Consider the following 22,849-nt stretch of genomic DNA (forward strand, 5'->3'; position numbering starts at 1 on the left):
TAAAGATCAAGCTTACGGGCACTCCAGACAGGCCAAAGCCGGGCAGGCCCGGCGGGGAAGAGCGTCCCGCCAGGCCTGCCGGCTTCGACCAGCCTAAAGCACCCGAACCCCAGGTAAAATCGGGCCTTTGTGGTTCTGCTGCGGGTCCGTTGTGGTGCGGTGCGGTGGGGTGGTTGGTGGGGTGGTTGCGGGGCCGTTGTGGGCACGAGGGTTCGTGGGCCTCGGTGGTGGGGTTGCGGGGCCGTTGTGGCGTGGTGGGGCTGGTGGCCTTGGGGGTGGGCGGCAGGGTCGTTGGGCGCGTCGGGTTGGTGAGGTTGGAGGGTGGTGGGGGGTTCGTTGGGGGCGTCGGGTTGGTCGGGTGGGAGTGTGGCGGGGGCGCGTGAGTTGGCCGGTCGTCGGTGGTGCGGTGTGGGTCACAGAATTTTTGCTGAGGGCGCGTCACATCCGGCTCGGAATCGCCTCTAACAGAGTGCCGGGTGGCCCGGGCGAGGGCCGGGCCACCCGGCTTCGGTGCCTCACGGATCGTGGTGAGGCGGTCACCATCAGCGCACGAGAGCGCTTCAGATTATTGCGGAACGGTGTCGACCGGGACTTCCCGGGTTGACACCTCGGACCGTGACTCACGACTGTGAGAGCGCTCTCATGACGTCGGGTCCGAGCCCGGCGAGTGCGTCGAGGAGGACGGATGGGCAAGACTTCGGTCGGCCGGGTGACGGCGGTGGCGTTGGCCGCCACGGTGGTGGCGGCGTGCGGTGGCGGTGGTGGGGACGCGGGTGACGGCAAGATCAAGCTGTCGATCGGGGTCTTCTCCGACTTCGGCTACACCAACCTGATCAAGGAGTACCAGGCGGCGCACCCGAACATCGAGATCGAGCAGCGCACGGTCAAGATGGAGCAGCACCACACGCAGCTCGCCACGCAGCTCGCGGGTGGCCGGGGCGCCGCCGACATCGTGGCCATCGAAGAAGGCAACATCACGCAGTTCCGCCAGTCCAAGGACAAGTTCGTCAACCTCGCCGACCACGGCGCCAAGGACCTGGAAAGCCAGTGGGCGGCCTGGAAGTGGAACCAGGGCACCACCGACGGCGGGAACTTCGTGCTGGGCCTCGGCACCGACATGGGCAGCCTCGCCCTGTGCTACCGGCGTGACCTGTTCGAGGCGGCCGGCCTGCCCACCGACCGCGAGGAAGTCGGCAAGCTCTGGCCGACCTGGGAGGAGTACCTCAAGGTCGCCGACACGTTCAGCGCGAAGCTGCCGGACAAGAAGTTCGTCGACACCGCCCAGAACGTCTACAAGGCCATCCTCGACCAGACCGAGGAAGGCTACTTCGCCAAGGCCGACGACTCGTTCATCGGCGACCGGAACGACAAGGTCAAGCAGGCCTTCACGCTGGCCGCGAGCCTCGGCGAGAAGAAGCAGACCGGTGCGCTGGCGCCGTTCAGCCAGGACTGGAACGTCGCGCTCAAGCAGGCGTCCTTCGCCACCACGACCTGCCCGGCCTGGGCGCTCGCGCTGATCAAGGCGGGTGCGGGTGACGAGGCGTCGGGCAAGTGGGACGTGGCCGCCGCGCCCGGCGGCGGCGGCAACTGGGGCGGCTCGTTCCTGGCCGTGCCCAAGCAGACCAAGCACCCCAAGGAAGCCTACGAGCTGGCCAAGTGGCTGACCGCGCCCGAGCAGCAGAAGCGGATCTTCAAGGAGACCGGCAACCTGCCCAGCGAGCCCGCCGCGTACCAGGACCCCGAGGTCACCTCGACCAAGAACGAGTACTTCAACTCCGCGCCCGTCGGCCAGATCTTCGGCAACTCGGCGGAGAACCTGAAGCCGACCTACCGCGGTACCAAGGACTCCAAGGTCACCCCGGTCTTCAACAACGCCCTGTCCCGCGTGGAGACCGGCAAGCAGTCCACTTCGGACGCTTTCGACCAGGCCGTCCGGGAAGCGCGGGACGCCGCCAAGTGACGGTCGCACCGGAACGGGCGGCGGGGCGGGGCACGACGCCCGCCCCGCCGCCGGCGCAGCGCCTGTCGTGGCGGGACAAGCTCGGCCGGCTGGACACGAAGTACACGCCGTACGTCATCATCGCGCCGTTCTTCGTGGTGTTCGGCATCTTCGGCCTCTACCCCCTGCTCTACACCGCGTGGGTGTCGCTGCACGAGTGGCAGCTCATCGAGGGCGACCAGGGCTTCACCGGCCTGGCCAACTACACCGAACTGCTGTCGGACGGCAACTTCTGGAACGCGCTGGGCAACACGGTCAGCCTGTTCCTGCTCTCCACGATCCCCCAGCTGCTCGCCGCGCTCGGCCTGGCCGCCCTGCTCGACCGCGGCCTGCGCGGCCGGGCGTTCTGGCGGGCGGGCGTGCTGCTGCCCAACGTGATCTCGGTGGCCGCCGTGGCGCTGGTGTTCGCGCAGCTGTTCGGCCGCGACTTCGGCATCGTCAACGCCCTGCTCGGGTTCGTCGGCATCGACCCGGTCGACTGGCGCGCCGAGACGTGGGCCTCACACCTGGCGATCAGCTCCATGGTGATGTGGCGCTGGACCGGTTACAACGCGCTGATCTACCTGGCCGCGATGCAGTCGGTCCCCAAGGACATGTACGAGTCGGCGATGCTCGACGGCGCGTCCCGCTGGCGGGTGTTCTGGTCGATCACCGTGCCGAGCATCCGGCCGACGATCCTGTTCACCGTCATCGTCTCCACCATCGGCGGCATGCAGCTGTTCGTGGAACCGCAGCTGTTCGACCCGGGCGGCACGGCCACCGGCACCGGCGGTGACGACCGGCAGTTCCAGACCGTGGTGATGTACCTGTACGAGAAGGGCTTCCGGTTGTTCGACGCGGGCTACTCCTCGGCCATCGCGTGGGTGCTGTTCCTGGTGATCCTGGTGGTCGCGGTCGTGAACTTCACGGTGGCGCGGCGCATCGCGTCGAAGGGGTGAGGGCCGTGCGCTCCACGAAGGCCATGCGCTTCACGAAGGCCGGGCCGCTCGCCTACGCCGTGCTGGTGGTGGTCCTGCTCGCGTCGGTGTTCCCGCTGTACTACTCGTTCCTCATCGCCAGCAAGGACAACTCCGCGCTGGGCGACGCGGTGCCGTCACTGGTGCCCGGCGGGAACCTGATCGACAACCTGACCAGGGTGTTCGACACCGTCGACTTCTGGCTCGCGATGCAGAACTCGCTGGTGGTCGCGGGCACGGTGGCGATCAGCAACGTCGTGCTGGGCACGCTGGCCGGCTTCGCGTTCGCCCGGCTGCGGTTCCGGGGCTCGAACTCGCTGTTCCTGGTCGTGGTCGGCACGTCGATGGTGCCCACGCAACTGGGCGTCATCCCGCTTTACATGCTGATGTCGGACCTCGACTGGTACGGCACGCTGCAGGCGGTGATCGTGCCCGCGCTGATCGGCGCGTTCTCGGTGTTCTGGATGCGGCAGGCGTGCGAGGAGTCCGTGCCGCACGAGCTGATCGAGGCGGCCCGGGTGGACGGGTGCTCGGTGCTGAAGACGTTCTGGCACGTGGCGTTCCCGGCGGTGCGCCCGCAGGCGGCCGTGATGGGCATGTTCACGTTCATGACCGCGTGGAACGACTTCTTCTGGCCGCTGATCGTGCTGGACCCCAACGACAGCCCCACGGTGCAGGTGGCATTGTCGACGTTGGCCAGCGGTTACTACACGGACTACTCGCTCATGCTCTCCGGCGCGTCGCTCGCGGTGCTGCCGGTGGTGGGGATCTTCATCCTGCTGGCGCGGCAGATCGTCGGCGGGATCATGCAGGGCGCTGTGAAGGGGTGAACTCGCGGATGACGACAACCGACCCGGACACCGAGGTCGGGCAGGACCTGCTGCGCTTCCCACCGGGTTTCCGGTGGGGAGCCGCGACGGCGTCCTTCCAGATCGAAGGGGCGACCGCGGTGGACGGTCGCGGTCCGTCCATTTGGGACACGTTCGCGGCCAGACCGGGCGCGGTGCTCGGCGGTGACACCGGTGAGCCGGCGTGCGACCACTACCACCACTACCCCTCCGACGTGGCGCTGATGGCGGAGCTGGGACTGGACTCGTACCGGTTCTCCTTGGCGTGGCCGCGCATCCAGCCGGTCGGCGCGGGCCGCGTGGAGCCCAGGGGACTGGCGTTCTACGACCGGCTGGTGGACGAGCTGCTGGCCAGGGAGATCGAGCCGGTCGTCACGCTCTACCACTGGGACCTCCCGCAGGCGCTGGAGGACGCGGGCGGTTGGCGCAACCGCGACACGGCGTTCCGGTTCGCCGAGTACGCGGCGCTCGCGCACGAGCACCTGGGCGACCGGGTGCGGCAGTGGACCACGTTGAACGAGCCGTGGTGCTCGGCGTTCCTCGGGTACGCCAACGGCATCCACGCGCCCGGTGTGGTGGACCCGAAGGGTTCGCTGGAAGCCGCCCACCACCTCCTGCTCGCCCACGGCCTGGCCGTGCAGGTGATGCGGGACCAGGCGCCGGACGACCACGAGCTCTCCATCGTGCTGAACTTCTGCGCGCTGACGGTGGACGACGACTCGCAGCTGGACGCGGCGCGCAAGGTCGACGGCCTGCAGAACCGGTTGTTCCTCGACCCGCTGGGCGGTCGCGGCTACCCGCGTGACGTCATCGAGGACACCGCCTGGCTGGGTGACTGGACGGCCGTGGTGCGGGACGGCGACCTCGACGTGATCGCCGAGCCGATCGACTGGATGGGCGTGAACTACTACAGCCCGACCCGCGTGGCACCTGCCGAAGACCCGCTGAAGGTGGACGACGGGCCGTTCCCGGGCCTGCGCGGCGTGGACTTCCTGCCGCCGCGCGGCGAGGTGACCGGGTTCGGCTGGGAGGTCGACGCCTCGGGCCTCACCGCGCTGCTGGAACGCCTCCAGCGCGACGTCGGCCTGCCGCTGGTGATCACCGAGAACGGCTCGGCGTTCCCGGACGTGGTCGAGGACGGCCGGGTGGACGACGAGGCGCGCACCCGCTACCTGGTGGACCACCTGCGCGCGGTGCACCGGGCCATCGGGGCGGGGGTGGACGTGCGCGGGTACTTCGCGTGGTCGCTGCTGGACAACTTCGAGTGGGCGGCGGGGTACAGCCAGCGGTTCGGCATCGTGCACGTCGACTACGACACGCAGGTGCGCACGGTGAAGCGGAGCGGCCGTGCGCTGGCCAAGGCGATCGGCGCCAACGCCGTTCCGGCCACCGGGTACGACCTGCCGTGACCTGTCGGTCGGGGGCCGCATGTCGCCGCGGCGGCCCCCGCCCGGCACCCCGGTGGCGACTACGCCGACTCGCGCCGGACCAGGACGGTGGGCAGCACCTCGCGCCGCGCCCGGATCGTCTCGCCGCGCAGCAGCCGCAGCAGGTGCGTGACCATGTGGCGGACCTGCGCGCTGGTGTCCTGCCGCACGCTGGTCAGCGACGGCGTGGTGTGCGGTGCGATCATCGGGTGGTCGTCGAACCCCACGATGGCCACGTCCTCCGGCACCCGCTTGCCCGCCTCGCGCAACGCGTCCAGCACACCGGCCGCCATGTAATCGGACGCCACGAACGCCGCGTCCAGGTCGGGCACCCGGGCCAGCAGCGCCTCCATCGCCTTGCGGCCGCCCTCGCGGGAGAAGCCGCCGTCCGCCGTCATCAACGCCGTGGTCTCGTCGTCCGCGCCGACCGCCGTGCGCCAGCCGGCCAGCCGGTCCATCGCCGAGTGCTCGTCCAGCGGGCCCGTCACCGAGACGATCTTCTTGCGCCCCAACGAGATCAGGTGCTCGGTGGCCAGCAGCCCACCGCCCTCGTTGTCGTGGTCCACGGTGTGGATGCCGCGCAGCGAGCCCCACGGCCGGCCCGCGTAGATCACCGGCAGCGGCAGCTTGCGCGCCACGGTCGGCAGCTGGTCGCCCTTGTGCGGCGCGAACAGCAGCGCGCCGTCCACGTGCCCGCCCGCCAGGAACCGCTCGGCGCGGGCCTGGTCCTGCGGCGAGTGCACCAGCATCAGCACCATCTGCGCGTCCGCGTCGGCCAGCGACCGTGCCGCCGAACGGATCAACCAGGCGAAGTGCGGGTCGTCGAAGATCTTCGGCTCGGGCTCGGAGAACACCACCGCCACCGCGCCGGAACGCCTGGTCACGAGCGCCCGCGCGGCCTGGTTCGGCTGGTAGCCCAACTCCATCACCGCCGCCGTGACCGCCTCGTGCGCCTCCGGGCTCACCCTGGGCGACGCGTTGAGCACCCGTGACGCGGTCGCCCGGGAAACGCCGGCTTTCGCCGCCACGTCCTCCAGCGTGGGCCGCGCGCCTGAGTGCGATTGAACCGACACGAGCACCACTCCTCGACGATCGCCCTACGAACCCAGCTTAGCTGGAGGCGACCTGCCGGGAAGCGCTCTCAACAGGACCCGGACCGGTGACGCGCGACGCCTCCGTGGCGATCGACACACGCAGCAATCCGTCCTCGCGGCGCACCGAGGTCGGCAGCCCGGCGCGGGCCGCGGTGCGGACCAGCCCGGTCTCCGCGGGCAGGCACCAGCCGACCAGCTCGCGCCGCCCGTCCGCCCGGGCCGCGCCGGCCAGCGCGCCGAGCAGCGCGGTGCCCACGCCCCGACCCTGCCAACCGTCCTCCACCAGCAACGACACCTCGGCGCTGTCCGGAGTGGACATCGGGATGAGCTGCCCGAGGGCGACCACCCGGTCCGCGCACTGGGCCACCACGGTGGTGCCGCGGGGCGGGCTGAGCAGCCGGTGCAGCCACCGCCTCGGCACGGTCCGCACGCCCGAGTGGTAGCGGTTGAACAGGGTGCCCATCGAGCACCGCGAGTGCAGCTCGGCGACCGCGTCCTCGTCGCCCGCGCGGCCGGGCCGCAGCACCAGCGCCATGCCGTCGTCGGTCAGCAGCGCGGTCGGCTGGGGCGTCGTCACGCCGTGGGCGGCCAGCAGGTCCAGCAACGCCTGCCCGCGGGCCAGCTCCACCTGCGTGAACGGCGCCCAGCCCCGTTTGATTGCCGCTGCTCCGCAGTCGCGGGGGTGGTCGGGTGCGGGGTCGTGGACGGGTGGTTCGGTGGGCTCGAGGGTGACCGAGTCGGCGCCCAGGACGGTGCGCAGCGCCTCGGCGACCGTGCTCGGGTCGCGCAGGGCTCGCGCGGCGGCGCGCAGTGCGGCGGTCGGCGCGTCGACCAGGTCGCGCACGTCGGCGGCGGTGATGCCGACGCACCGGCCGCCCTCGGCGCGCACCGCGTCGACCAGGTCCGCGGGCAGCACGCCCGGCCCGGCCTGGACCACGAGCTCGTCGAGGACGCCGCCGGGCACCGGCATCACGGACAGGGCCAGCACGTTGCAGTCCTGGTGCGCCAGCCGGACGGTCACCCGAGCCAGGGCGCCGGGACTGTCGTCCAGCTCCACGCGCAGTCGCCAGGTCTTCGGTGTGGTGTCCATGCGACCAGGCTGCTCGGCCCACGTTGCGGGGCGGGGACGTGGGCGTTTCGGCGACGTGAGGGATCGCCGCCGCGCGGTCAGTCCCGGCAGTGCGGTGGCGGCAGCGGGTTGATCGGGCTGCACGGCCACTCGGTGCTCTTCACCTTGGTCGTGGTGGTCGTCGTCCGCGGCGCCTCGGTCGTCGTCTCCGGCGGTGGCGGCGGCGCGGCCGGCGGTGGCGTCGTCGTGGTGGTCCGGACCGTGGTGGTCGAACTACGCGGCGACGAGATGGCGTCCGTGGTGATCGTGCTCGGCGGCGGGGTGGAGCTGCCGGCGGTCGACGGCCGATCGGTGATCCACGTCGAGGCGGGCGTCTCGGCCTGCTGCTCGTCCTTCACACCGTCGAGGTACACCCCGATGAGGACACCGATCAGCGCCGACGCCGCCACGGCCAAGCCGCACGTGGCCCACAGCACCCGCACAGCAAGCCTCCTAACAGAACGTACTTGTGGCGCAACGGTGAGCGGCTGAACAGTACCGCCCGGCGGACCGGCTCACCCGGCCCAGTGCACCTCGATCGGGCCCGGTAACCGGTCCACCTCGCTGAGCACGGCTTTCCGTGCCGCAGCGGACAACGAGCGGAACGGCTCCACGGTGACGGTCGTCCGGCCGCCCGTGCGCTCCTGCGACCAGACCCCGGCCAGCATCCCGTTCACCATGAGTACCGGGGATAGCCATCCCTGCGGTCGGTACACCTTTTCGGGCGTCCCGCCATCGAGAAGGTGTGTGGCGTGGCGTGTTGCCGCGACGACGTACTGGTCGAACGCGGGCAGCAGTCGCACGGTCCGCACCGGCTCCGCCGCGCGCAAATTTTCGAGGTCCTCCGCCCGCACCCAGTGGGCCGCGCCCTCGACGTCCAGCGGCACGATCCGCTCGCCCAGCGCCTTGAACACCCGCCCGCCGTCGGCCGGGCTCACGCCCCACCAGCGCGCGAAGTCCTCCCTGGTCGCGGGCCCCTGCTGGGCCAGGAACCGCAGCGCCACCTCCTCGACCGCGCGGTCACGGGCCTCCAAGTCGACGCCCAGCCACGTGCGCGGGTCGGTGAACCGGACGAACCGGCCCTCACCGGGCCCGAACACCAGCCTGCCCTGGAACGACGCGGGCTTGAGGTAAGCGCCCCAGCTCTCCAGCAGCTTCCCGCCGAGGTCCGCGGACGTGCGCGCGGCGACCTCCTCGGCCAGCTCGGCGCGGGTGAGCAGGCGGTCGCGCAACGCCTCGCCCACCGCCTCCACCAGCGACGTCAGCTCTTCGGCGGTGAGGCCGAAGTTCCGCAGCCACACCGGCTTGAGGTAGTGCCGGTACGTGGCGAACCCGGCCTGCCACAGCGGGTACTCCGCGGCGGGCAGCAGGTGCAGCGTGCCGCGCATAGACCACGTCTTGACCAGCGTGCGGTCGGTCCACAGGGCCTGTTCGACGGCGTCGTCCGGCAGCCCGTCGACGCGGGCGCGCCACGTCGTCCCGGCCGACGACATCAGCTGCGCGTGCAGGCCGCACAGCCGGGACACCACGTCCAGCGCCTCACCGGCGGGTCGCCGCGCGTCGAGGCCGTGCCGGCGGGTGCGCCAGGCCGCCACCTGCCGCCAGGTCACGCTCACCGGCGTTCGCCCCGAGCCTGCCCGGTCGCGAGCCTGCGCTCCAGCGCCGCCGTGCCCAGTGCCCGGGCCAGCACGAGACCGGCGCCGGACAGCCCGGCCGCGAGCACCGAGCCGGTCAGGTGCCACGTCGGTGCATCACCTGTACAGGTGAACACGTCCGTGAACTTGTCCGAGGAGCAGGTCACGAACGGCACCGACGCCAGCCCGATGCCGGCCGCCGCGACCCCTCCCAGCAGCGCGGACCCGAACGTGCACATCAACGGGAACGCGGCGTTGGCCGCGCCGACCGCCGCGACCAGGAACAGCAGCGGCACGGGGTGCGGGAACGGGCCGAACGCGGCGCAGCCCACCATGAGCGCGCACACGATCGCCAACCCGACCCGTTCACCCACGTGGCGACCCTAACAACGCGGGACCGGGAGACGTCAGAACTTCGTAAGCGGGTTTCGCCCACGGACCGGCGTCCGGTTCGCCAGAGTTGTCCGGTAGGAAGACGAACTCCTCGGAAGGCGTGAGATGTCCAAGCGGGTAGTGGTGATCGGGGTGGCCGGCGTGCTGGTGGTCGCCCTGGTGGTGGGGCTGTACCTGTTCCAGCCGTGGCGGCTGTTCACCGACCGGACGGCCGACGAGGCGCTGCTGCTGCCGGCATCGACAGCGACGACCACGACCACGTCCTCGGCGTCGGTCGGCTCGACGACCCCGGCACCGACCACGACGACGACGCCCGTCGGCCCGGTCGCGCTGGCCTCCGGCCCGTTCCGCTCCCTGGACTACACCACGACCGGGAGCGCGACGTTGGTCCAGCTGCCGGACGGCAAGCGCGCCGTGCAGTTCGAGGCGTTGGACACCAGCGACGGTCCGGACCTCTACGTGTACCTGTCGGACAAGCCCGCCGACTCGCCCGAGGCGGCGTTCGACTCCGGTTTCACGAACCTCGGCAAGCTGAAGGCCAATCGCGGCAACCAGGTCTACGAAGTGCCCGCCGAGCTCGACCTGAGCACCGTCCGCAGCGTCGTGATCTGGTGCAAGAGGTTTTCCGAGGGCTTCGGAGTAGCGCCGTTGGAACAGGGCTGACACATAGGCGAAACAAATACGCGGTGGTCTGGGCCATTTATAGCCTTTTCGCCGTATTGACGTATCTGGTCTAGACCACCTAGAGTGGTAGGCACCACAACGTCCCTCGTTGGTGGGCGGGCGGATGCCCCATCGACGAGGAGCCGGCTCACTGGGGTGGGCCACCGTTGGCGGCGGCGCGGCGCTTTCTCTCCCCGTTCCGCGCCGCCGCACACGGCCTGTCGGCGACCGTGATGCACACTGTGAGTGATGCTCACCAGGACCATCGCCATCCACTACGTCAACGCCGCGCTGCGCGGCGCCGTGCGGCGTGGTCACGACGTCGCCGGGGTGCTGGCGACGGCCGGCATCAGCGAGGCGTTGCTCGCCGACGAACGCGCCCGCGTCACGCCCGCCCAGTACACCAAGCTGATCCAGGCCCTCTGGGACGCGCTGGACGACGAGTTCATGGGCCTGGGGCCGAAGCCGAGCAAGCGCGGCACGTTCCCGACCATGTGCCTGCTCGCCGTGCACTGCGCGTCACTGGAGGACGCTTTGCGGCGCGGGCTCGCGTTCTACGAGCTGTTCGACGTGCGTCCGGCGATGACGCTGGGCGAGCACGACGGCGTGGTCGCGTTCACCCTGTCCGCGGCGGGCGTGGACGACCCGGACCGGTTCCTGGTGGAATCGCTGCTGGTGCTGTGGCACCGGTTCTCGTCGTGGCTGATCGGCAGGCGGATCCCGTTGCGCGGGGTGGACCTGGCCTATCCCGAGCCGCCGCACGGCGCGGAATACCACCTGATCTTCGGCGCCCCGCTGCGGTTTTCCGCACCCGCGACCACGTTGACCTTCGACGCGCGATTCCTGCGGATGCCCGTGGTGCAGGACGAAGCCGCATTGAGGCGGTTCCTGCGCAATTCGCCCGCCGAGTTGCTGTCCCGGCGCGATTACGGCGCGGACGCGTCGAGCCAGGTGCGGCGGATGCTCGGCGGCGGCGTGGTGGGGCTGGAGAACGTGGCCGCGCGGCTGGGGATGAGCGCGCCGACGTTGCGGCGCAAGCTGGCGGCCGAGGGCACGTCGTTCCGCGAGGTGCGGGAGCAGCTGCTGCGCGACCAGGCCGTGGCGAGCCTGGTGCGCGGCGGTGAGTCGGTGGAGGAACTGGCGCTGCGGCTGGGTTTCTCCGAGGCGAGCGCATTTCACCGGGCGTTCAAGCGGTGGACGGGCACCAGTCCTGGTACGTACCGGGCCGGGCCTGTTAGCTGACCTCGCCGGACGGCCGATCGGGTCGCCAACTGCGGCCGAACGGCCGTGTCCGGCGAATCGTCAACACGGTGGACTTACATCGCGTAAGAATCTCACCCCACCCCTGCGGGAGTGCCCGTGTTCCCACGCCCTCGCCCCGCCGCCCTGGCCGGGGCACTCGTCTTCGCCCTGGCGAGCACCGCGCCCGCGGCGCACGCCGAGCCTCCACCGCCCACCACCGCCGTCGACCTGCCGGGCGTCGCGGTCGCGCCCGCCGTCGACCCGGCCCGTCGCATCGAGACCGCACGCAGCACCCGCCCGGTCGCGCCGGGCGTGTCGCTGAGCTCGTTCGACTGGTACGAGCTGGGTGGCGCCGGCGGCTGGATCCGCGGCGACGCGCTCACCGTCGACCTCACCGCCGGCACGAAGGTCGACTACCTGTACCCCGGGCACGTCGCCGCCGCCGAACCGCTGTCCGCCCAGGCGAACCGGACCCGCGCGGTCGCCGCCGTCAACGGTGACTTCTTCGACATCAACAACTCCAACGCGCCCCGCGGCGTCGGCGTCCAGGACGGCCGCACGGTCAAGTCGCCCGAGGTCACCATCGCCGTCACCGTCAACGGCGTAACCCAACGCACCGAGGTGACCACCGCCTTCCCGACCTGGCCCCGCGCCACCGCCTAACCCCCTCGTGAGTCGAACCTCCAGCGCCCGCGTGTCCCACGTTCAGGACCACCGTGTCCTACGTTCAGAACACCCGAGTTCAACACTCAGAACACGGCTCGCCGTCCTGAGCGTTGAACTCGGGGTACCTGAACGTAGGACACGCGCGTTCTGAACGTGGGACACGCGGGACCTGAGTGTTCGACTCTCGCGGGGTTAGAAGGGGGTGTTGCGGGTGGCGCGGTCGCGGAGGGAGGCCGGTGGGCGGAAGCGCTCGCCGTAGGTGTCGGCCAGGTAGTCGGCGCGCTCCACGAACTCCGTCAAGCCGTAGGAGTTGATGAACTGGACCGTGCCGCCGCTCCACGGCGCGAAGCCGAAGCCGAACACCGAGCCCACATTCGCGTCACCGACCGACGTGAGCACGCCCTCGTCCAGGCACCGCACGGTCTCCAGCGACTGGATGAACAGCAACCGGTCCTCGACGTCCCGCTCGGTCACGCCCGCGTCGGCCCGCGCGTACCGGGACAGGCCCGGCCACAGGAACTTCTTGCCGCCCTCCGGGTACTCGTAGAACCCGGCACCGCCGGACTTGCCCGTGCGCCCCTCGGCGACCAGCTCCTCCAGCACCTTGAACGCCGGGTGGTCCCCCAACGCGCCCGCCACCGCCGGGTCGTCGGCCAGCGTCTGGTCCCGGATCTTGAGCTGCAACGTCAACGTGACCTCGTCGGACACCGCCAGCGGGCCCACGGCCATGCCCGCCCGACGGGCGACGTTCTCGATCAACGCGGGCGACACGCCCTCCGCCACCATCGACACCGCCTCGGTGACGTAGGTGCCGAACGTCCGCGACGTGTAGAAGCCCCGGCTGTCGTTCACCACGATCGGCGTCTTGCCGATCTGCAGCACGTAGTCGAACGCCCGCGCCAACGTCTCGTCCGACGTCTTCTCCCCGCGGATGATCTCCACCAGCCGCATCTTCGGCACCGGCGAGAAGAAGTGCAGCCCGATGAACCGCGAGGGATCACCCACCGCCGACGCCAGCCCGGTGATCGGCAACGTCGACGTGTTCGACGCGATCACCGCGTCCGGCAGAGCGGCCGACTCCGCCGCCGGCAGCACCTTGTTCTTCAGCTCCCGGTTCTCGAACACCGCCTCGATCACGAGGTCGCAGCCCGCGAGGTCGGCGTCGGAGTCGGTCGGCGTGATGCCCGGCGTGTCACCGGCACCCCGCTGCGCGGCCTCCAGCGTCACGTCCTTCAGCACGACCTCGATCCCGGCCTTGGCGCTGACCTCGGCGATGCCCGCGCCCATCATGCCCGCGCCGAGCACGCCGACCTTCGACACCTTCGACCGCTCGACCCCGGCCGGCCGCGACCCGCCCGCGCTGATCTCGTTCAGCTGGAACCAGAACGTGTTGATCATGTTCTTGGAGACCTGGCCCGCCGCCAGCTCCACGAAGTACCGCGCCTCGACCTTCAACGCCGTGTCGAAGTCCACCAGCGCGCCCTCGACCGCGGCGGCCAGCACCTTCTCCGGTGCCGGGTACACGCCGTGCGTCTTCTTCCGCAGCACGGCGGGCGCGGCGGCGAGCAGCCCGTACAGGTTCGGGTCGCCGACCCGCACGTCCGGCACGGTGTACCCCGGCTTGTCCCACGGCTGCTGCGGCGCCGGGTTCTCCTTGATCCACGCCCGCGCCTTGGCGATCAGCTCTTCGCGTGAGGACGCCAGCTCGTGCACGATCCCGGCCTGCAACGCCCGCGCCGGCCGCAGCTGCTTGCCCTCCATCAGCAACGGCAACGCCGGCTGCACGCCGAGCAGCCGCACCATCCGGGTCACGCCGCCACCGCCGGGCAGCAGGCCCAGCGTCGCCTCGGGGAGCCCCAGCTGGATCTTGTCGTCGTCCAGCACCACCCGGTGGTGGCACGCCAGCGCGATCTCCAGGCCACCGCCCAGCGCGCTGCCGTTGATCGCGGCGACGACGGGCTTGCCGAGCAGCTCCAACCGCCGCAGCTGGCCCTTGATCTCCTCCAGGAACCCGAGCGCCTCGGCGGCGTTCTCGGGCGTGATCCGGATGAGCACGTTCAGGTCTCCACCGGCGAAGAACGTCTTCTTGGCCGACGTCAGCACCACACCCGCGATGTCGTCGCGCTCGGCTTCCAGCCGCGCGACCGCCGCGCCCATGTCCTGGTGGTACTCGGCGTTCATCACGTTCGCCGAACCGGACATGTCCATCGTGAGGGTGACGATGCCCTCGTCGTCCCGCTCGAAGTGGATAGCCATCAGACCCTCTCGATGATCGTCGCGATGCCCATGCCGCCGCCCACGCACAACGTGGCCAGCCCGCGCCGCAGGTCCCGGCGCTCCAGCTCGTCGAGCAGGGTGCCCAGGATCATGCAGCCGGTCGCGCCCAGCGGGTGGCCCATGGCGATCGCGCCGCCGTTGACGTTGACCTTGTCGTCGGGCAGGTCCAGCTCGCGCTGGAACTTCAGCACCACCGACGAGAACGCCTCGTTGATCTCGAACAGGTCGATGTCCTCGACGGTCAGCCGCGCCTTGTCCAACGCCTTGCGCGCGGCCGGGGCGGGACCGGTGAGCATGATCGTGGGCTCGGATCCGACGACCGCGGTCGCGATGATCCGCGCGCGGGGCGTCAGGCCCAGCTCCCGGCCGATGCGTTCGTTGCCGATCAGCATCGCCGCCGCGCCGTCCACGATCTGCGACGAGTTGCCCGGGGTGTGGACGTGGTCGATGCGCTCCACGGTCGGGTACCGGTCGATGGCCACGGCGTCGAAGCCCAGGTCGCCGTGGAACGAGAAGCTCGGCTTGAGCTTGCCCAGCCCTTCCAGCGTGGTCTCCGGGCGGATCGCCTCGTCGTGGTCGAGCACGACCGAGCCGTTCTGGTCGACCACGGCCACCAGCGACCGGTCGAACCAGCCCTTGTCCCGGGCCAGCGTCGCCCGCTGCTGCGAGCGCAGCGCGTAGGCGTCGACGTCCTCCCGAGTGAACCTCTCCAGCGTGGCGATCAGGTCCGCGCTCACGCCCTGCGGCACGAAGTTGACCGCCATGTTGGTCTCCGGGTCGGCCATCCACGCGCCGCCGTCCGAGCCCATCGGCACCCGCGACATCGACTCGACGCCACCGGCCACGACCAGGTCCTCGAACCCGGACGCGACCTTGGCCGCGGCGAGGTTCACCGACTCCAGGCCCGACGCGCAGAACCGGTTGAGCTGCACGCCCGCCGGCCGCAGGTCCCACCCGGCCGCGAGCACCGCTGTGCGGGCGATGTCCGCGCCCTGCTCGCCGACCGGTGACACGACGCCGAACACCACGTCGTCCACCGCGGAGGTGTCCAGGTCGTTGCGCCGCGCCAGCGCCGCGAGCACCCCGGAAGCGAGGGTGATCGGCTTGACGCTGTGCAGCGAACCGCGCTTTCCCCTGCCACGCGGTGTGCGCACCGCGTCGAAGATCAAGGCTTCGCTCATGTACTCCACGGTAACCACGGCACTCGACCCTGCCCATGACCGAGCGAGGTGACTTAATAGCTCACCATCCCGTGGGGTCGAGTCCTGAGGGCTCCCAGGCCGGGGGCGAGACCCTGACCGTTTTGCTCACGATCACGGGTCACCCTGGCGCGCTGCGGTCATGGCGGACAGGTCCGACCAGTGGGAACGTCGAGTCATGCCAACTCGCCGTTCCGCATGGATGACCGAGGACCTGGACCAGTTGCGCAAGCTGGCTCGGACGTTCCTCGAGAGGGAGGCGGTCCCGCACCAGGAGCGCTGGGCCGCGCAGAAGCAGGTGGACCGGGACTTCTGGACCAAGGCGGGCGAGGTCGGCCTGCTCTGCCTGTCCATCCCCGAGGAGTACGGCGGTGGCGGCGGCACGTTCGCGCACGAGGCCGTGCTGCTGGAGGAGCAGGCACGGTGCGGTGACAGCGCGTGGGGCAACAGCGTGCACAGCGGCATCGTCGCCCACTACCTCAACGCCTACGGAACCGAAGAGCAGAAGCGGCGGTGGCTGCCGAAGATGGCGTCCGGCGAGTACGTCGGCGCGATCGCCATGTCCGAGCCCGGCGGCGGCTCCGACCTGCAGAACATCAAGACGCGGGCGCTGCGGCGCGGCGACGAGTACGTGCTGTCCGGCTCGAAGACGTTCATCACCAACGGCGCGCAGGCCGACCTGGTCATCGTCGTCGCCAAGACCGATCCCAGCCAGGGCGCGACGGGCATCTCGCTGCTCGTCGTGGAGACCGCGCAGGCCGAGGGCTTCCGCCGCGGCCGGGTGCTGGACAAGGTCGGCATGCACGGCCAGGACACCGCCGAGCTGTTCTTCGACGACGTGCGCGTGCCCGCGGCGAACCTGCTGGGCACCGGCGAGGGTCAGGGGTTCATCCAGCTGATGCAGCAGCTGCCGCAGGAGCGGCTGATCATCGCGGTGGCGTCCGTGGCGGGCATCGAAGCCGCGGTGGACCTCACGCTGGCCTACGTCAAGGACCGCACGGCGTTCGGCCGCGAGCTGATCAAGTTCCAGAACACCCGGTTCAAGCTCGCCGAGTGCGCCACCGAGGCCCGTGTGACCAGGGCTTTCGTGGACGAGTGCGTCCAGGACCACCTGGCGGGCCGGCTCGACGTGCCCACCGCGGCGATGGCCAAGTGGTGGGCCACCGAACGGCTGTGCCAGGTGGTGGACGAGTGCGTGCAGCTGTTCGGCGGCTACGGCTACATGACCGAGTACCCGATCGCGCGCGCGTGGGCGGACGCCCGCGTGCAGAAGATCTACGGCGGGACGAACGAGATCATGAAGGAAATCATCGCGAGGTCCCTCTGACATGCCGGGACCTCTGGAAGGGCTCAAGGTCGTCGAGCTGGCGGGCCTCGCGCCCGCCCCGTTCGGCTGCATGGTGCTGGCCGACCTCGGCGCTTCGGTGGTGCGGGTGGACCGCGTCGGCGGCGGTACCGAGGTGCCCCTGCTCGGGCGCGGGCGGCGGTCGATCGGCGTCGACCTGCGCCGACCGGAAGGCGCCGAGCTGGTGCTCCGCCTGGTCGCCGAGTCCGACGTGCTGGTCGAGGGCTTCCGGCCGGGGGTGACCGAACGGCTGGGCATCGGGCCGGCGCAGTGCCTGGCCCGCAACCCGCGACTGGTCTACGGGCGGATGACCGGCTGGGGACAGGACGGCCCGCTGGCCGACCGCGCCGGGCACGACATCAACTACATCGCGGTGGCGGGGGCGCTGGAGCCGATCGGCCGGGCCGGCGCGCCGCCGACCGTGCCGCTCAACCTCGTCGGCGACTTCGGCGGCGGTGGGCTGCTGCTGGCCCTGGGCGTGCTGGCCGCGCTGTACGAGCGGGAGCGGTCCGGGCGCGGTCAGGTGGTGGACGCGGCCATGGTCGACGGCGCGGCGCTGCTGACGACGTTCCTGCACGGCATGTCGTCGGCCGGCGCCTGGCCCGGTGCGCGCGGGGAGAACCTGCTGGACGGCGGCGCGCCGTTCTACGACGTGTACGAGGCCGCGGACGGCGGGTTCGTCAGCGTCGGGGCGCTGGAGGAGAAGTTCTACGCCGAGCTGCTGGTCGTGCTCGGCCTGGCCGACGCCGGGCTGCCCGGGCGGCACGACCCGGCGAACTGGCCGGAGCTGCGGTCACGCATCGCCGCCGCGGTGGCCACCCGGACGAGGGATGAGTGGGCGGCGCTCGCGGAGGGCACCGACGCGTGCCTGGCGCCCGTGCTGGCCCCCGGCGAGGCGCCCGGGTACGGGCACAACGCGCGGAGGGGGACGTTCGTCGAGGTCGACGGGGTGGCGCAGCCCGCGCCCGCGCCGCGGTTCGACCGGACGCCCGCGGCCACGCCGGGCCGACCGCCCGCGGTGGGTGAGCACACGGTCGCCGTCCTGGGTGAACTGGGGCTGGGGGAGGACGAGATCGAGGGGTTGCGGCGGTCCGGGGTCGTCGCCTGAGGAGACCGGTGCCCGATTGGTCTGGAAAAGGGCGCGGTAAATCACCTGAAGGGGGACCGGAATTGAGTGGCAGCCCGCATCGACCTTTGTCACGCTCGGTGCGTACGTCGGCGCAATCAGGTGATGGGCGGCGAAGAGATGAACGTGTCTTGGAACCTCGGTGTCCGTGCCTGGGGGGTGGGCGAGTGCCCGTACCTTGGTGATCGGCGGGACCGCTGGTCCCCTTGATCGTCCGTTCGGGTGACAGTCGAGGTGGTTCCAGCCTGGTTGCGTGGTCGTTCCGGCGGCCGGTCGGGCGATGGCGGCGGGATCGACCGTCATCATCCGGGTGAATGAGGGACCATGGCCGTTGACACGACCGGAGCGGCGCCCGGCCGCCCTGCCCAGTGATACGGACGGAGAGCGATCAGTGAACGTCAAGAAGGTGGTGACGCTGGCGGCGGTCGCGCTGGTGCTGTTCCTCCTGATCACCCAGCCGAACGAGTCCGCCGAAGCGGTGAGGACCGCGCTCGGGTGGCTCCAGTCCGGCGCCGAGTCGATCATCACCTTCGTCCGCAGCCTCTTCGCCTAGATCACCCGCCGCACCGCCGCGAACTCCGCTCAATGCGGTCACGATCGGTGACTATGCGCCCCGGACGTTGCACCGTACGGGTGGAATGAGGGCTATAACGCCCTGGTAACAGGGTTTTAGACAAACCGGGGTCTAGCGGTTGTCGGTACCCGCTAATACGGTGCGTCGCATTGGCTGATCTTCGACCGATGAGGAGGCAGAATGGTCGAGGACTCCGGAGTCGACGAGCTGTTGCGGCAGTGGGCGGCTGAGCGCTCGGACGACGCCGAGCTGCAGGAGGTGAACCGGATCAAGGACGCGTGGCTCGCGGAAGCCCCGCCGTCCGCACCGGGGATCCCCGTGCAGCGGGCGAATGGCGGTTCCCGCGGCCTGGTGAAGGTCGAGTCCGCGGATCCGGCGTACGTGGCGGCGATGCGGAAGCGGGCGCCCGAGGTGCCCGAGGTCCTGCTCGCGGCCGCCGCCAGCTACTGGCAGCTGGTGGGTGACCTGTCCGAGGCGGAGCTGTGGTGGGACGCGGGCATCAGCCCGTTGGACCAGCGCGCTCTGGACTACCGGGCGGCCGGGCTCACGCCCGCCGACCTCGGTCGTCGCCTCGGCCCGATGACGGTGCTCCAGCACCTGCGTCGGGGTAGTGCGGCGGCCTGGTGCGTGGCCAGGCTGCAGAGGCAACGCCGGGACGGCGTGGCCTAGGTCCGACGAGTCGGGGCGGGCTCCTGAGGTCTTGGAGCCCTCACCTTTCCCAGGGGCGGGCTCCTGTGCGGGGAGCCCCAGCCCCGTGTGAAGTAGGAAGTACTCTTGAGGCGTGCGAGGCCTCATCACCCCCCAGCGGCTGGCCATCGTCGCCGTGTGCCTGGCGTCGCTGGTCGTGTGCTGCGGGCTGGCCTACTGGCAGTGGGAGCGGTTCTCGCAGGCCGGTGGCACGTTCCAGAACCTCGGCTACGTCTTCCAGTGGCCGCTGTTCGGCCTCTTCCCCGCGTTCATGGTGTGGCGCATCCGCAGGCTGGACGCCCGCCGCAAGGCCGAGGCCGCCGAGGCGCCCGCCGACGTCGCGCCGGAGCCGGTGGCCGAGCCGTCCCGGCCGGTCGTTACCGTTGAGCCCGTCAGAACACCCGCGCACGACGACGAGGACGAAGAGCTCGCGGCCTACAACCGCATGCTCGCCGAACTCCACGCGCGGGACCAGCGGTGAGGTGAAGGTAGGGCGATGAGCGGCGCGTTGAGCAGGTTCCGGTTCATGGCTTACGTGGTCGGTGTCGGCCTGCTGCTGCTCGTGGTCGCCATGATCGCCAAGTACGCGGGCGGCAACGAGGGCATGATGCAGGTCGTCGGCCCCGTCCACGGCTTCCTGTACGCGGTGTACCTGGTGCTCACCGTCGACCTCGCGCTCAAGGCCCGCTGGTCGATCAAGGGCACCGTCCTGGTGCTGCTCGCGGGCACGATCCCGTTCGTGTCGTTCTACGCCGAGCGCAAGGTGGTCGAGAGCGTCCGGGCCGAGAAGAGCCTGTGACCGGGGTTGACCCCGCCCGCCGGGCACCCCTAGCGTCTGGCGGTACCAACTGAACACGGCCGTCGATGTCGAGCGGGAGAGTCCCCGACCGGGGCGCCGAAGGAGCAACTCCTCCCCGGAATCTCTCAGGCACAGGTACCGCCCGACGAAGGCAACTCTGGAAAGCAGGCGCACCCGGTGCGCCTCGCCCACGGTGCAAGCCGCCCTCACCCGGCGGCGAAGCTCTCAGGCTCATGGCAGAGGGGGAGGCTCACTCGACGAGGAGTCTCCGGTGGACCGTGTCATCCTTTCGCTCGTGAATCTCTCGGACGTGCCGCCCGCCGACCCGACCGGTCGGCGCCGCCGCCATGTCCGCACCCAGGGAGGGCCCGCCTGATGGAAAGCCGCCGCACGCCCCTGCACGCCGAACACGAGGCGCTGGGCGCCATGTTCACCGACTTCGCGGGCTGGCGGATGCCGCTGCGCTACGACAGCGAGCTGGCCGAGCACCACGCGGTGCGCACGTCGGCGGGCCTGTTCGACCTGACCCACATGGGTGAGATCCTGCTCACCGGGCCGCAGGCGGGCGCCGCGCTGGACCACGCCCTGGTCGGCCACGCGTCCGCGATCGGCGTCGGCCGCGCCCGGTACACGATGATCTGCGAGGCCGACGGCGGCGTGATCGACGACCTGATCGTCTACCGCACCGGTGACCAGGAGTACCTCGTCGTCGCCAACGCCTCGAACGCCGCCGTCGTCCACGAGGCGCTGGTCGAGCGGGCGAAGGGCTTCGACACCACGGTCGAGGACAAGTCCACCGACTACGCGCTGCTCGCCGTGCAGGGCCCGAAGTCCACCGCCATCCTCGCCGGCCTCACGCCCACCGACCTGACCTCGGTCAAGTACTACGCCTCGTACCCGACCGAGGTGGCGGGCAAGCCGGTCCTGCTCGCCCGCACCGGCTACACCGGCGAGGACGGCTTCGAGCTGTTCGTCGCGCCGGACGACGCCGCCCACGTCTGGCAGGCCCTCCTGGAGGCGGGCGCGCCGCACGACCTCAAGCCCGCGGGCCTCGGCTGCCGCGACACCCTCCGGCTGGAGGCGGGCATGCCGCTGTACGGCAACGAGCTGGGCCGCGACCACACGCCGTTCCACGCGAACCTCGGCCGGGTGGTGAAGCTGGACAAGCCGGGCGACTTCGTCGGCCGCGACGCCCTCGCCACCGTCGCCGAACAGGGCGTCGACCAGGTCCTGGTCGGCCTGAAGACCACCTCGCGCCGTGCGCCCCGGCACGGCTACCCCGTGCTCGACGCGTCCGGCAACCCGATCGGCGAGGTCACCAGCGGCGCGCTCTCGCCCACCCTCGGGTACTCCGTGGCCATGGCGTACGTCACCGTCGGCAACACCGAACCCGGTACCCGGCTGTCCGTCGACGTCCGGGGCAAGCACGAGCCGGTCGAAGTCGTCGCACTGCCCTTCTACAAGCGATCCAGCTAAGGGAGAGACCCACACATGTCCGAGCACTTCAACACCTCCCTCGCGGAGTTCGACCCGGAGGTCGCGGACGCCGTCGCCGCCGAGCTGCACCGGCAGCAGAGCACGCTGGAGATGATCGCCTCGGAGAACTTCACGCCGGTGTCGGTGCTCCAGGCGCAGGGCTCGGTGCTGACGAACAAGTACGCCGAGGGCTACCCCGGCCGGCGCTACTACGGCGGCTGCGAGAACGTCGACGTGATCGAGCGCCTGGCGATCCAGCGCGTCAAGGACCTCTTCGGCGCCGGTTTCGCCAACGTCCAGCCGCACTCGGGCGCGCAGGCCAACGCGTGCGCGATGTTCGCCCTGCTCCAGCCCGGTGACACGATCCTGGGCCTCGACCTGGCGCACGGCGGGCACCTCACCCACGGCATGCGGATCAACTTCTCCGGCAAGCTCTACAACGTGGTGCCCTACCACGTCTCGGAGACCGACGGCCGCGTCGACATGGCCGAGGTCGAGCGCCTGGCCCTGGAGCACCGCCCGAAGCTGATCGTCGCCGGCTGGTCGGCCTACCCCCGCCAGCTGGACTTCGCCGAGTTCCGGCGCATCGCCGACTCCGTCGACGCCTACCTGATGGTCGACATGGCGCACTTCGCCGGTCTCGTCGCCGCGGGTCTGCACCCGAGCCCTGTGCCGCACGCGCACGTCGTGACGACGACCACGCACAAGACCCTCGGCGGCCCGCGCGGCGGCGTGATCCTGACCAACGAGGCCGACCTCGCCAAGAAGATCAACTCGGCCGTGTTCCCGGGCCAGCAGGGTGGGCCCCTGGAGCACGTGATCGCGGGCAAGGCCGTCGCGTTCAAGCACGCCGCGTCACCCGAGTTCGCCGACCGCCAGCGGCGCACCGTCGAGGGCGCGAAGATCCTCGCCGACCGCCTCTCCCAGCCCGACGCCGCCGCGGCGGGTGTGAAGGTGCTCACCGGTGGCACGGACGTCCACCTCGTCCTGGTCGACCTGGTGGCGTCCGAACTGGACGGCAAGCAGGCGGAGGACCGGCTGCACGAGGTCGGCATCACGGTCAACCGCAACGCCGTGCCGAACGACCCGCGTCCGCCGATGGTGACCTCGGGCCTGCGCATCGGCACGCCCGCGCTCGCCACCCGCGGCTTCGGCGCGACGGACTTCACCGAAGTGGCGGACATCATCGCCACCGCGCTGCAGGCCGACCCGGACCTCGCCGACCTGCGCGCCAGGGTCGAGGTCCTCGCGGCCAAGCACCCGCTCTACCCGACCCTGTGAAGCCCGCCACGGAATAGCTGGCGCTTACTGGAGGTTGTCCCGTGCGCAACCCGCG

22 protein-coding genes and 2 riboswitches are annotated in these 22,849 nt (G+C 70.8%); of the genes, 15 read left to right on the plus strand and 7 right to left on the minus strand.

Annotated features, from left to right (window positions below; translation table 11 throughout):
- Nucleotides 1-685: 685 nt before the first annotated feature.
- The 4 genes from A6A25_RS11855 (at nucleotide 686) to A6A25_RS11870 (ending at nucleotide 5,212) form a co-directional block, all read left to right on the plus strand.
- Nucleotides 686-1,960: an extracellular solute-binding protein gene (locus A6A25_RS11855; RefSeq protein WP_073888517.1), complete on the plus strand. Its 1,275-nt coding sequence runs from the start codon at nucleotides 686-688 to the stop codon at nucleotides 1,958-1,960.
- A 62-nt stretch (nucleotides 1,961-2,022) separates the two neighbouring features.
- A complete protein-coding gene (locus A6A25_RS11860) occupies nucleotides 2,023-2,937 on the plus strand; it encodes a carbohydrate ABC transporter permease (RefSeq protein WP_073888833.1) in 915 nt (304 codons plus the stop codon).
- A gap of 23 nt (nucleotides 2,938-2,960) precedes the next feature.
- A complete protein-coding gene (locus tag A6A25_RS11865; RefSeq protein ID WP_073888835.1) occupies nucleotides 2,961-3,785 on the plus strand; it encodes a carbohydrate ABC transporter permease in 825 nt (274 codons plus the stop codon).
- Nucleotides 3,786-3,793: 8 nt separating this feature from the next.
- On the plus strand, nucleotides 3,794-5,212 hold the full coding sequence (locus A6A25_RS11870; RefSeq protein WP_073888837.1) for a GH1 family beta-glucosidase: 1,419 nt from the start codon (nucleotides 3,794-3,796) through the stop codon (nucleotides 5,210-5,212).
- 59 nt (nucleotides 5,213-5,271) lie between these two features.
- Here A6A25_RS11870 and A6A25_RS11875 read toward each other — a convergent pair whose 3' ends face one another.
- From A6A25_RS11875 to A6A25_RS11895, 5 genes are all read right to left on the minus strand, one after another.
- Nucleotides 5,272-6,258 carry a LacI family DNA-binding transcriptional regulator gene (locus A6A25_RS11875; protein WP_241828604.1) on the minus strand — a complete coding sequence of 329 codons (987 nt, stop codon included), beginning with the start codon at nucleotides 6,256-6,258 and terminating at the stop codon, nucleotides 5,272-5,274.
- 82 nt (nucleotides 6,259-6,340) lie between these two features.
- Entirely contained in the window at nucleotides 6,341-7,414 is a 1,074-nt protein-coding gene (locus A6A25_RS11880; protein WP_073888519.1) for a GNAT family N-acetyltransferase, read from the minus strand.
- A gap of 77 nt (nucleotides 7,415-7,491) precedes the next feature.
- The gene (locus tag A6A25_RS11885) at nucleotides 7,492-7,875 is read right to left on the minus strand and encodes a hypothetical protein (protein WP_073888521.1); all 384 of its coding nucleotides are present in this window, start codon (nucleotides 7,873-7,875) and stop codon (nucleotides 7,492-7,494) included.
- A gap of 72 nt (nucleotides 7,876-7,947) precedes the next feature.
- Nucleotides 7,948-9,048 (minus strand): winged helix DNA-binding domain-containing protein, encoded by a 1,101-nt coding sequence (locus A6A25_RS11890; protein WP_143193110.1) that lies wholly within the window; start codon nucleotides 9,046-9,048, stop codon nucleotides 7,948-7,950.
- On the minus strand, nucleotides 9,045-9,440 hold the full coding sequence (locus tag A6A25_RS11895; protein WP_073888525.1) for a hypothetical protein: 396 nt from the start codon (nucleotides 9,438-9,440) through the stop codon (nucleotides 9,045-9,047). The genes A6A25_RS11890 and A6A25_RS11895 overlap by 4 nt, the downstream gene beginning before the upstream one ends.
- Nucleotides 9,441-9,564: 124 nt before the next feature.
- On the opposite strand from A6A25_RS11895, the gene A6A25_RS11900 reads away from it, so the two are divergent.
- The 3 genes from A6A25_RS11900 to A6A25_RS11910 all read left to right on the plus strand — a co-directional run bounded on the left by A6A25_RS11900 (nucleotide 9,565) and on the right by A6A25_RS11910 (nucleotide 12,027).
- Nucleotides 9,565-10,122, plus strand: coding sequence for a DM13 domain-containing protein (locus tag A6A25_RS11900; RefSeq protein WP_073888527.1), 558 nt, complete (start codon nucleotides 9,565-9,567; stop codon nucleotides 10,120-10,122).
- A gap of 249 nt (nucleotides 10,123-10,371) precedes the next feature.
- Complete coding sequence (locus A6A25_RS11905) at nucleotides 10,372-11,364, plus strand: AraC family transcriptional regulator (RefSeq protein WP_073888529.1); 993 nt, start codon at nucleotides 10,372-10,374, stop codon at nucleotides 11,362-11,364.
- Between the two features lie 117 nt (nucleotides 11,365-11,481).
- Nucleotides 11,482-12,027: a hypothetical protein gene (locus A6A25_RS11910; protein ID WP_241828605.1), complete on the plus strand. Its 546-nt coding sequence runs from the start codon at nucleotides 11,482-11,484 to the stop codon at nucleotides 12,025-12,027.
- Nucleotides 12,028-12,222: 195 nt separating this feature from the next.
- Here the strand turns inward: A6A25_RS11910 and A6A25_RS11915 are convergent, their stop codons facing one another.
- Both A6A25_RS11915 and A6A25_RS11920 read right to left on the minus strand, forming a co-directional pair.
- Nucleotides 12,223-14,286 (minus strand): 3-hydroxyacyl-CoA dehydrogenase NAD-binding domain-containing protein, encoded by a 2,064-nt coding sequence (locus A6A25_RS11915; protein ID WP_073888532.1) that lies wholly within the window; start codon nucleotides 14,284-14,286, stop codon nucleotides 12,223-12,225.
- Complete coding sequence (locus A6A25_RS11920) at nucleotides 14,286-15,488, minus strand: acetyl-CoA C-acetyltransferase (RefSeq protein ID WP_073888841.1); 1,203 nt, start codon at nucleotides 15,486-15,488, stop codon at nucleotides 14,286-14,288. The genes A6A25_RS11915 and A6A25_RS11920 overlap by 1 nt, the downstream gene beginning before the upstream one ends.
- 196 nt (nucleotides 15,489-15,684) lie before the next feature.
- On the opposite strand from A6A25_RS11920, the gene A6A25_RS11925 reads away from it, so the two are divergent.
- The 8 genes from A6A25_RS11925 to glyA all read left to right on the plus strand — a co-directional run bounded on the left by A6A25_RS11925 (nucleotide 15,685) and on the right by glyA (nucleotide 22,794).
- Nucleotides 15,685-16,833, plus strand: coding sequence for an acyl-CoA dehydrogenase family protein (locus tag A6A25_RS11925; protein WP_073888535.1), 1,149 nt, complete (start codon nucleotides 15,685-15,687; stop codon nucleotides 16,831-16,833).
- Between the two features lies 1 nt (nucleotide 16,834).
- Nucleotides 16,835-17,959 carry a CaiB/BaiF CoA transferase family protein gene (locus tag A6A25_RS11930; RefSeq protein WP_073888537.1) on the plus strand — a complete coding sequence of 375 codons (1,125 nt, stop codon included), beginning with the start codon at nucleotides 16,835-16,837 and terminating at the stop codon, nucleotides 17,957-17,959.
- A gap of 409 nt (nucleotides 17,960-18,368) precedes the next feature.
- Nucleotides 18,369-18,530, plus strand: a complete 162-nt coding sequence (locus A6A25_RS44690; protein WP_181319924.1) for a hypothetical protein — start codon at nucleotides 18,369-18,371, stop codon at nucleotides 18,528-18,530.
- 201 nt (nucleotides 18,531-18,731) lie between these two features.
- Nucleotides 18,732-19,220 carry a transcriptional regulator gene (locus tag A6A25_RS11935; protein WP_073888539.1) on the plus strand — a complete coding sequence of 163 codons (489 nt, stop codon included), beginning with the start codon at nucleotides 18,732-18,734 and terminating at the stop codon, nucleotides 19,218-19,220.
- A 112-nt stretch (nucleotides 19,221-19,332) separates the two neighbouring features.
- The gene (locus tag A6A25_RS11940; RefSeq protein WP_073888541.1) at nucleotides 19,333-19,719 is read left to right on the plus strand and encodes a hypothetical protein; all 387 of its coding nucleotides are present in this window, start codon (nucleotides 19,333-19,335) and stop codon (nucleotides 19,717-19,719) included.
- Between the two features lie 15 nt (nucleotides 19,720-19,734).
- Nucleotides 19,735-20,037, plus strand: a complete 303-nt coding sequence (locus tag A6A25_RS11945; RefSeq protein ID WP_073888543.1) for a DUF3817 domain-containing protein — start codon at nucleotides 19,735-19,737, stop codon at nucleotides 20,035-20,037.
- 63 nt (nucleotides 20,038-20,100) lie between these two features.
- A riboswitch (glycine riboswitch) is annotated at nucleotides 20,101-20,188 on the plus strand.
- A gap of 1 nt (nucleotide 20,189) precedes the next feature.
- Nucleotides 20,190-20,284: riboswitch (glycine riboswitch) on the plus strand.
- 125 nt (nucleotides 20,285-20,409) lie between these two features.
- On the plus strand, nucleotides 20,410-21,513 hold the full coding sequence (gene gcvT / locus A6A25_RS11950) for a glycine cleavage system aminomethyltransferase GcvT (RefSeq protein ID WP_143193111.1): 1,104 nt from the start codon (nucleotides 20,410-20,412) through the stop codon (nucleotides 21,511-21,513).
- Nucleotides 21,514-21,528: 15 nt separating this feature from the next.
- Nucleotides 21,529-22,794 (plus strand): serine hydroxymethyltransferase, encoded by a 1,266-nt coding sequence (gene glyA / locus A6A25_RS11955; protein ID WP_073888547.1) that lies wholly within the window; start codon nucleotides 21,529-21,531, stop codon nucleotides 22,792-22,794.
- Nucleotides 22,795-22,849: the final 55 nt, after the last annotated feature.

Origin of the sequence: Saccharothrix sp. CB00851 (assembly GCF_001905065.1) — a bacterium.
Classification (GTDB): Bacteria; Actinomycetota; Actinomycetes; order Mycobacteriales; family Pseudonocardiaceae; genus Actinosynnema.